The following is an 8,938-nucleotide window of genomic DNA, read 5'->3' as shown; positions in this document are numbered from 1 at the left end:
GGGCCCGCAGTCGATGTGGACGGTGTCGTGCCGTCCGTCGCACTCCTCGGAGCACCCGTACTCCTCGCACTCCTCCGGGTCGGGCGGCGAGGCCCGGTCGATCAGGTGGTAGCTGAGGCGGTTCGCGACGGCCTCCCGCGCAGCGAACATCTCCAGCGTCAGACGCATGTCGGCATCCCTCAACACCTCGTCGGGGCCCGGAGGTTCGGGCGCGTCGTCCGAGGCCCAGGCGTACGCCGACTCCAGCGACACATGCAGCCACGCCACCCGCAGCGGCTCCACCTCGCCCTCGGCGGCGAGCCGGGTCACGGCCTCGGCAGCCTGTCGTACGGCGGTCAGGGCGCCCAGACGCCGGTCCCGTTCCGCCTCCCACGCGACCGCTTCGGCCCGGGCCCGCTCGGCGTCCTCGACGAGTTCGGCGTCCCGCGTCCGCCGGGCCTGGCGCACCAGCCGGGTCAGACAGGGATGGCACCCGAAGAACCCCGAGGTCTCGGTCGGGCCCAGCGGTACGGCGACCCGGTCCTCGAAGGGCGTGTCGCAGAGACAGCAGTCAAGTCCACCGGCCTGGCGGGCCGTCGGGATGTTCGGCGCCGCGGCGCGGATCGTGGCGTGGGCGTAGGCGGGGATGTGCATGGGAGGGCGACTCCTGAGGTGGAAGGACCAGCTGTGTTCCATGGTCAGGGGCGCCTCGGGCCGGTTGTCACCATCTGACGTCCGGGGCCGCCAAGTTGGCGGATGTTGACATGCCGGCCCCCGCCGATTCCTAGGATGTCGGCAGATTTCGACGATCACTCACCGCGTGAGGGGACCCCGTGGCCACCGCACACCAGGACCTCCTGGACGCCCTGGACGAGTTGCACCGCGCGGCCGGCCGCCCCAGCCACCGCCAGATCAGCACCCTCGTCTCCGAAGGGGACCATCCGACGACCGTCAGCCACGAGGGCGTGCGCCAGACCCTCAAGGGGATCCGCGTCCCCCGCTGGGAGACCGTCCGGTCCATCGTGTCCGTCCTGGCGTCGGCCTGCGTGGACCCGCCGCGCGACCCGGCCGAGGAGTCCGCCCGCTTCCTGCCGCTGTGGCGCGCGGTGCGGGAGGGCGAGTCGGGCGGGATGAAGTCGGCGCGGGAACTCTCCCTCGCGATGAGCTGGGGCGGCGAGGACGGCCGGTGGACGCCGGAAGCGGTGGCCGGCGTACTGATCAACCCGTTCAACGCCGTGCAGATCGATCCGGCCCTCGCCGTACCGCACGAACCGATCCTCTCCGAGGACGAGTGGGTGCGGTTGGGCCTGCGCACAATCGAGGAGTCCGGCGCGGAGTTCTTCCTGCGCGCCCTCCTGCGCATCCTCAAGGGCGACTACGTGGGGGCGGAGCGGGGATCGCCGTACGGCTACGAGGATCCGGGGCGGGAGGCCGCCGAGACCGCCGAGGGGATCCAGTACGCCTTCCAGGAGATCCTCCGGCGGCTGAGCAGCGAGCCCAACCTCCTCCAGCGCTCGATCGCGGCCGCCCGCGCCGACGGGACGATGGACCGGGAGGAGCGCGCCGACCTGCTGGAACAGGAGGCGGACCCGGCGCTGATGCGGGAGGTCATGACGGTGACCCCGGAGACCTGGCACGAGGTCTCGGAGGAGGCCCACCGCATGGTCTTCGGCTACCTGGTCAAGACGGGCGAGACGGTGGGCCGCCCCGGCCTCCCACCGGAACAGCGCTTTCGCATCACGTGGCGCGTCCCGGAACCGGACACTCCGCGGTCCTAGGCCGGCCGAGAGGAAGGGCCCGGCGTTTTCCTGGACCGGCCGCAGGGAAGGGCTGGTGTGCTCTTGGACCGGCCGTCGGAAGGCCCGGTACGCTCCTGATCTGCCCGTCGGAAGGCCCGGTACGCTCCTGATCTGCCCGTCTGAAGGCCCGGAGCGCTCCCGATCTGCCCGTCGGGAAGGGCCCCGCGTGCTCTGAGAGCGTCCGTCGCGAAGGCCCCGTCACGGCATCCCCGGTGGCAGAATCTTCCGGGTGGATTGGGGGATCCTCGAACGTGAGCCCGAGCTGGCTCGGCTGACCGCGGCCGCACAGGAGGCGGCGGACGGGGCCGGCTCCGTGGCGCTCGTCTTCGGCGAGGCGGGCATCGGCAAGTCGAGCCTGGTCACGGCGGTGCCGGACCGGCTGCCCCGGGGTGCCCGCGTGCTGGTCGGACAGTGCGACGACCTCGCCACCCGACGCCCGCTCGGCCCCTTCCGCGACCTCATCGGCAGCGTCGGCACCGCACTCGCGGAGGCCGTCATGGAAGGCGGCGACCGCCACCGCGTCCACGAGGCCCTGCTGAAAGAGCTACGCGCGCTGCCGCATCCTGCGGTACTCGTCGTCGAGGACGTCCACTGGGCCGACGAGGCCTCCCTGGATGCCCTGCGCTTCCTCGTCCGGCGCGTGGAGAAACTGCCCACCCTGCTCGTCCTGACCTACCGCGACGACGAGTTGAGCCGCGAACACCCCTTGCGTCACCTGCTCGGCCAGGTCTCCCGCGCGCCCCGCGTGCACCGACTGCCCCTGGCGCGCCTCTCGTTGGACGCCGTCCGCACCCTCAGCGCCGGCCGCGCCGACCCGGCACAGGTGTACGCGGTCACCGGCGGCAACCCCTTCTTCGTCACCGAGATCGTGGCCGCGGGCGGCACCGGGAAGGTCCCCCCGACCGTCGTCGACGCCGTGCTCGCCCGGCTGCGGGACTTGCCCGGCGCCACCGTGGACGCCCTGGAGCAGCTCGCCGTGGTCCCGTCGGCAGTCGAACGCCCGCTGGTGGAGGCGCTGTTGAGCGAAGGCGTGCGAGAGGGCAAAGGCAATGGCGTAGGCGTAGGTGTGGGCAACGGCGTGGGCGTCGCCGTCCTCGCCCCCGCCGAGCAGCGCGGCCTGCTCACCGTCACCCCCGAACGGGTCGCGTTCCGGCACGAGTTGATCCGCCGGGCCGTCGCCGACTCGCTTCCCGCCGCCCGCCGCATCGGCCTCAACCGAGACGCCCTCGCGGCCCTCGTCGCCCGCCCCGGCTCCGACACCGCCCGCATCGTCCACCACGCCGCCCAGGCCGGCGACCAGGACGCCATCGCCCGCTACGGCCCCGACGCGGCGAAGGACGCCGCGAGCGCGGGTGCCCACCGCGAGGCCGCCGCCCAGCTCCGGCTCGTCCTGCGCAACCGGCACCGCTACGCCCCCGCCGAACTCGCCGACCTCCTCGAACGCTACGCCGTGGAGAGCTACACCATCGCCGACTCCGCCGCCGCCGTCGCCGCCGAGCAGGAGGCGGTCGCCCTGCGCCGCGCCCTCGGCGACGCCCGGGCCCTCGGCGCCGACCTGCGCTGGCTCTCCCGTATCCACTGGTGGGCCGGCAACGCCGACGAGGCCCAGGAGGCGGCCCGCGAGGCCGTCGCCGTCCTGGAACACGCGGGCGACGACCGGCTGCTCGCCCTCGCCGTCAGCAACACCGCCCAACTGCGCATGCTCTCCGAGCGCTACGCCGAGGCCGTCGAACACGGCGAACGCGCCATCGCGCTGGCCCGCAAGGCCGACGACCCGGCGATCCTCGCGCACGCCCTCAACAACGTCGGCACCGCCCGCTGGCGCTCCGGAGACCCGGAAGGGCGACGGCAGTTGGAGGAGAGCCTGGAGGTCGCGCTCGCCGCCGGCGAGGTCGAACACGCCTGCCGCTCCTACGCCAACCTCATCTGGAGCCTCCTCGACAAACTGGAGTACGCCGACGCCGACCGGCTCCTGCCTCCGGCGATGGACCTGGCCGACCGCGCCGAACACCTGGGATTCTTCAACTACTTGCACGTCTCCCTCGCCATCCGCCGGCTCGCCGCCGCCGACTGGGACGACGCCGAGAAGCATGCCGAGTACGGCATGCACGACTTCCTCCCGGCCCGCTGCCCCGCCCTCACCGTCCTGGCCCGGGTCCGCAGCCGCCGCGGCCGCCCGGGCGCCGGTCAACTCCTCGCCGAGGCCTGGGAGATCGCCGTAGGGACGAAGGAACTCCAGCGCACCGGGCCGGTGGCGGCGGCCCGGGCGGAGGCGGCCTGGCTGCGCGGGGACCGGAAGGCGGTGATCGAGGCCGCCGAACCCGTCCACGCCCAGGCGACCCGCCTGCCCGGCGCGCCCTACGGCCCCGAACTGGGGTACTGGCTCGCCAAGGCCGGACACCCCGTCCCGCCGGACGACTCGGACCACCCGTACGCCCTCCAGGCGCGCGGCCAGTGGCGGCGGGCCGCGGCGATCTGGCAGGCGGTGGGCTGCCCCTACGAACACGCCGTCGCCCTCTCCGAGAGCCCCGACCCCGCCGACAAGCTCACCGCCCTCGCCGCCTTCGACACGCTCGGCGCCGATCCGGCGGCCCGGCTGCTCCGTGCGGAACTGCGCCGGCTCGGGGTGCGCCGGATCCCGCGCGGCCCGCTCGCCGCCACCCGCGAGAACCCCGCCGGGCTCACCGAACGCCAGCTCCAGGTCATGCGGTTGCTCGCCGAAGGCCTGACCAACGCGGAGATCGCCGCACGCCTGGTGGTGTCGGTCCGGACGGTCGACAACCACGTACGGGCGGTCCTCGACAAGCTGGACGCGCCCGGCCGCCGCCAGGCCGCCCTGCGCGCGGCGGAGCTGGGGCTGTTGTCGGAGCGCGCCGAAACGTAGGTACCCCGGGTGGCCGAGCTGGGTGACGCCCACGGATGCCCGTCGCCATGTGACGCGAGTAGAACGTGCGAATCGGCCCTATTCGCCATCGGCCCTGTTCACCGACGACCCTTTTCACCGTCGATCCTATTCACCGACGAATCGCTCCGATTCGGAAACGGGGGACCGCATGTCCAGCACGACCGCCCAGGCAGCCCGCCGCGAACTGACCGCGTTCACGGGGGAGTTGCTCGGACCCGACGACTCGGGCTACGAAGAGGCCCGCGCCGTCTACAACGCGATGATCGACAAACGGCCCGCACTGATCGCCCGTTGTGCCGACGCGGACGCGGTGTCCCGCACGATCGGCTTCGCCCGCACCCACGGCCTGCCCCTCGCCGTGCGCGGCGGCGGACACCACGGCGCCGGGCTCGGCACGGTCGACGGGGGAGTGGTCGCCGATCTCTCCCCTCTCAAGGACATCGAGATCGACCCCCGGGCCCGTACCGTCCGCGTCGGCGGCGGCTGCGTGTGGGGCGAGGTGGACCGCGCGACCAACGCGTACGGTCTCGCCACGCCCAGCGGGATCATCTCCACCACCGGCGTCGGCGGTATCGCCACCGGCGGCGGGCTCGGTCATCTGACCCGCAAGTGCGGGCTCACCATCGACAACCTGCTGGAGGCGGACGTCGTCCTCGCCGACGGCCGCACGGTGCGCGCGAGCGCCGACGAGAACAGCGATCTGTTCTGGGCGATCCGGGGCGGTGGGGGCAACTTCGGTGTCGTGACGTCGTTCCTGTTCCGGCTGCACGAGGTCGGTACGGTGATCGCCGGGCCGACCTTCTGGGCGGTGGAGGAGAGCGCCGAAGTCCTCGGTGCCTACCGGGACTTCATCCTTCAGGCGCCCCGCGAGCTCGGCGGGTTCTTCCTGCACGGCACGGTTCCGCCGGCCCCGCCGTTCCCCGAGGAGATCCAACTCCGCAAGACGGCGGGCGTGGTGTGGTGCTGGGTCGGCGACGACCAGGAGGCGGCCGCGCGTGCGATGGCGCCGCTGCTCGACGCGTTGCCGCAGCCGCTGCTGCACGCGCCGATGGTCATGCAGCACCCGGACCTCCAGTCCATGTTCGACGGGCTCTACCCGCCGGGCCACCAGTGGTACTGGCGGGCCGACTTCGTCGAGAGCGTGCCGGACGAGGCGGTCCAGCTGCACGCGAAGTTCGGTGCGGAGGTGCCGACCATGCAGTCGACCATGCACCTCTACCCGATCGACGGCGCCGCCCACGACGTGGGTCAGGAGGAGACTCCGTGGGCCTACCGCCACGCCAACTGGGCGTCCGTCTTCGCCGGAGTGGACCCCGACCCGGCCAACGCCGACCTGGTCAAGCGCTGGACGATCGACTACTTCGACGCCCTCCACCCGTACTCGGCGGGCGGCGCCTACGTCAACATGATGATGGACGAGGGCCAGGAACGCGTCCGCGCCAGCTACCGCGGCAACTACGACCGCCTCGCCCGCATCAAGTCCGACGTCGACCCGGAGAACGTGTTCCGCCTCAACCAGAACATCGAACCGGCGAAGTAGGGGGCGCCGGAGCGGAGTCGGGCTCGCGCCGGGTGCCGTAAGGGAGTTGGGCCCGCCAGGCGGGCTGTCGCCCACCCGCTGAGGAGCCGGCCCGTGCCCGCCGTCGTAGTCGTGGCGGAGTCGGCGTCGAGCCCGGTGCCGTACGAGCGCGGCCCCGGCTCGCCCCCGCCGCTCCCTCAGCCGGCGCCGCCCACGACCCACTCGTACGCCGCCCGGGCCGTGAACTCCTCCTGGCCTCCCCGCAGGAGGAGTCCGGCCGTGGTGAACTCCGGGGCGCCGGCCTGGGCGGGCACGTAAGGGATCGCGATGCAGCGCATCCCGGCCGCGTGTGCGGCGGCGGCGCCCGGCGCGGCGTCTTCCAGGACCACGCAGTCCGCCGGTTCGGCATCCAGCCGGCGGGCCGCCTCCAGGAAGACGTCGGGCGCGGGCTTGCCGTGGGCGACCTCGTCGGCGGAGACGACCGTCCGCAGATACGCGTCGAGCCCCGTCCCGGCGAGGATCGCCTCGATCGCCGGCAGCGAGGACCCCGAGGCCACCGCCATCGGCACCCCCTCACCGGCCAGCAGCTCCACGAACTTCCGCATCTCCGGGTACACCCGCGTCCCGGCGCGGGCCAGCTCCAGATAGTGCCCGTTCTTCACCGCGAGCAGCTCCGCGACCGACGCCTCCAGCCCGTACCGCTCCCGCCAGTCGGCGATGGTCTCCCGCGTACTGATGCCGACGTACTGCTCGTGCTCCGCCCACGTGAAGTCCGGGACGCCGTACTCGGCGAGAGTCCGCCGGCCCGCTTCGTAATAGTTCGGCTCGCTGTCCACGAGTGTTCCGTCGAGATCGAAGATGACCGAGAAATCGCCGATGGTGCTCATGGCTCCAGCATGTCAAAGGTCACGAACGCACGGCCCGCCCCACCGACTCCACGAGCGGCAGCAACCGGTACGGGACCCGCTCGCGCAACGCGACTTCGGTCCGTGTCCGCACCACCCCCGGCAGACTGATCAACTTCTGGATCACGTCCTCCAGATGCGCGTTGTCCCGCGCCACCACCCGCGTCAGCAGATCCCCGCCTCCCGTGATCGAGAACGCCTCCACGATCTCCGGTACGGCGGCCAGCGCGTCTCCCACGTCGTCGAGGTGACCCTGCGTGACCTCGATGTGCACGAAGGCCAGCACCGGATGCCCCAACGCCGCCGCGGACAGCACCGGCCCGGTACCGGTGATCACCCCGTCCCGCTCCAGCCGGTCGAGCCGCGCCTGGAGCGTGCCCCGCGCGACCCCGAGGATCCGCGCGTACTCCCGCACGCTGGTGCGCGGCTGCTCCAGCAGCAGGCGCAGGATGCGGGTGTCGAGTGCGTCCACGGCCATGACGTACGGCCTCCTCGTGCGTGGTCCGTTGGCCTGCCGACGGCCGCCCGCGGACCGTGATGTCTGTACCAATGGCCCAGCCTAGGCCAGGTCGCTTGAGCCAGTCGCGTCGAGGATGCTGCAATGGGGCCGTCGATGGCGCTGCGGACCCCGCGGCGCCTTTCTCATGCCTGAGTCCCAGGGGGCGGTACGTGCTGAAGAGGGTGTTCGTGGCACCGGACCCGAGCCGGATCCGGCTGCGCTTCGCCGCGCGGGCGGTCCTCGGCATCGGTCTGGCGGTCGTGGTGTGCGGCCTGGCCGGGCACTCGCTCGTCGGCGCCGTCACCGGCGGCCTCGCCGCGCTGCTCACCCTGTTCACCGTCACGGACCCCACCGTCCGCGGCCAGGCGGCCACCACCGCCCTGTTGCCCGCCGTAGGCCTGCCGGTGCTCGCCACGGCGGCCGAGCTGCACGACCACCCCGTCGCCCGCGACCTCACCTTCCTCGCGGTCGTCGTCGCGGGCGTGTACGCGCGGCGCTGGGGCCCGCGCGGGCACAGCCTTGGTGTCTTCGCGTTCATGACCTTCTTCGTGGCGCAGTTCCTGCACGCGAGGACGGGCCAACTGCCCGAGCTGTACGCCGCCGTCCTGCTCTCCGTCGCCATCGCCGCCGGGGTCCGCTTCGGCCTGTGGTGCTACGAGCGCGGACTGCCCCCGGCACCGGTCCCCGCCCCGCCCGGCGGCACCGGCCTCGCCCGCGCGACCACCCGCCAGGCGGTCCAGGCGACCGCCGGCGCGGGCTTCGCACTCGTCGTCGGCCAGCTGGTGTCCGGCCAGCGGTGGTACTGGGCCGTCGGCGCCACCTGGTGGATCTTCGTGAACACCACCTCGCGCGGCGAGACCCTGGTCCGCGGCTTCCGCCGCGTCCTCGGCACGGTGATCGGCATCGGCCTCGGGCTGCTGGTCGCGATCCCCCTCGACGGCGCGCCCGCCCCCACGGCCGCACTGGTCGCCGTCTGCGTCTTCGGCATCTTCTACACGGCCGCCGTCTCGTACACCTGGATGATGTTCTTCGTGTTGTCAAGGCGCATGCCTGCGAGAGTGGCGGTCTGACGGCTGTTTTCCCAGGTCAAGTACTGCTCCCGCGTGGGTGCGGTGATTCGCGGGTGTGGTCAGCTGTCGGCGGGTTTGGTCAGACGCTTGCTGACTCCATGCTGACTTTCATGATGGGCCGTCAGTTCCCGAGAGGAGACTTCTCGCCTAAGGCGCGAAGGATGTTCTAAAAGTTGTCCCGTAAGCGATCTTGGGAGTGATGCGGTCAATATCTTGACTGGTCAGGATGTTGACCATAGAGTGGTGGTCGTGACGGAGAACT

5 protein-coding genes and 2 pseudogenes are annotated in these 8,938 nt (G+C 72.3%); 4 read left to right on the top strand and 3 right to left on the bottom strand.

Annotation, left to right across the window (positions count from 1 at the left end; genetic code table 11):
• Window positions 1–633 (bottom strand): annotated as a pseudogene (locus ABZ896_RS50550) (hypothetical protein); the annotation flags it as partial.
• Window positions 634–812: 179 nt separating this feature from the next.
• Here ABZ896_RS50550 and ABZ896_RS50545 point away from each other — a divergent pair.
• The 3 genes from ABZ896_RS50545 (at window position 813) to ABZ896_RS50535 (ending at window position 6,223) form a co-directional block, all read left to right on the top strand.
• On the top strand, window positions 813–1,757 hold the full coding sequence (locus ABZ896_RS50545; protein WP_360945552.1) for a hypothetical protein: 945 nt from the start codon (window positions 813–815) through the stop codon (window positions 1,755–1,757).
• A 250-nt stretch (window positions 1,758–2,007) separates the two neighbouring features.
• Window positions 2,008–4,662, top strand: a complete 2,655-nt coding sequence (locus tag ABZ896_RS50540; RefSeq protein WP_360945549.1) for an AAA family ATPase — start codon at window positions 2,008–2,010, stop codon at window positions 4,660–4,662.
• Window positions 4,663–4,831: 169 nt separating this feature from the next.
• Window positions 4,832–6,223 (top strand): FAD-binding oxidoreductase, encoded by a 1,392-nt coding sequence (locus tag ABZ896_RS50535; RefSeq protein WP_360945546.1) that lies wholly within the window; start codon window positions 4,832–4,834, stop codon window positions 6,221–6,223.
• Window positions 6,224–6,399: 176 nt separating this feature from the next.
• On the opposite strand, the gene ABZ896_RS50530 is transcribed toward ABZ896_RS50535, so the two are convergent.
• Window positions 6,400–7,089 carry an HAD family phosphatase gene (locus ABZ896_RS50530; RefSeq protein WP_360945543.1) on the bottom strand — a complete coding sequence of 230 codons (690 nt, stop codon included), beginning with the start codon at window positions 7,087–7,089 and terminating at the stop codon, window positions 6,400–6,402.
• 19 nt (window positions 7,090–7,108) lie between these two features.
• Window positions 7,109–7,585, bottom strand: a complete 477-nt coding sequence (locus tag ABZ896_RS50525; RefSeq protein WP_360945540.1) for an Lrp/AsnC family transcriptional regulator — start codon at window positions 7,583–7,585, stop codon at window positions 7,109–7,111.
• A 191-nt stretch (window positions 7,586–7,776) separates the two neighbouring features.
• On the opposite strand from ABZ896_RS50525, the pseudogene ABZ896_RS50520 reads away from it, so the two are divergent.
• Window positions 7,777–8,640: pseudogene (locus tag ABZ896_RS50520) on the top strand (FUSC family protein); the annotation flags it as partial.
• Between the last annotated feature and the right edge of the window lie 298 nt (window positions 8,641–8,938).

This window comes from Streptomyces sp. NPDC047072, from assembly GCF_040643855.1.
Taxonomy (GTDB): domain Bacteria; phylum Actinomycetota; class Actinomycetes; order Streptomycetales; family Streptomycetaceae; genus Streptomyces.
The sequence above is the reverse complement of the archived record's forward strand: the minus strand, read 5'-3'. Positions and strand labels throughout refer to the sequence as shown.

What these genes read in the sequence shown, in the direction of transcription:
- ABZ896_RS50535 (WP_360945546.1), top strand. Translation starts at nt 4,832, where the DNA reads ATGTCCAGCACGACCGCCCAGGCAGCCCGCCGCGAACTGACCGCGTTC.
- ABZ896_RS50530 (WP_360945543.1), bottom strand. Translation starts at nt 7,089, where the DNA reads ATGAGCACCATCGGCGATTTCTCGGTCATCTTCGATCTCGACGGAACA.
- ABZ896_RS50525 (WP_360945540.1), bottom strand. Translation starts at nt 7,585, where the DNA reads ATGGCCGTGGACGCACTCGACACCCGCATCCTGCGCCTGCTGCTGGAG.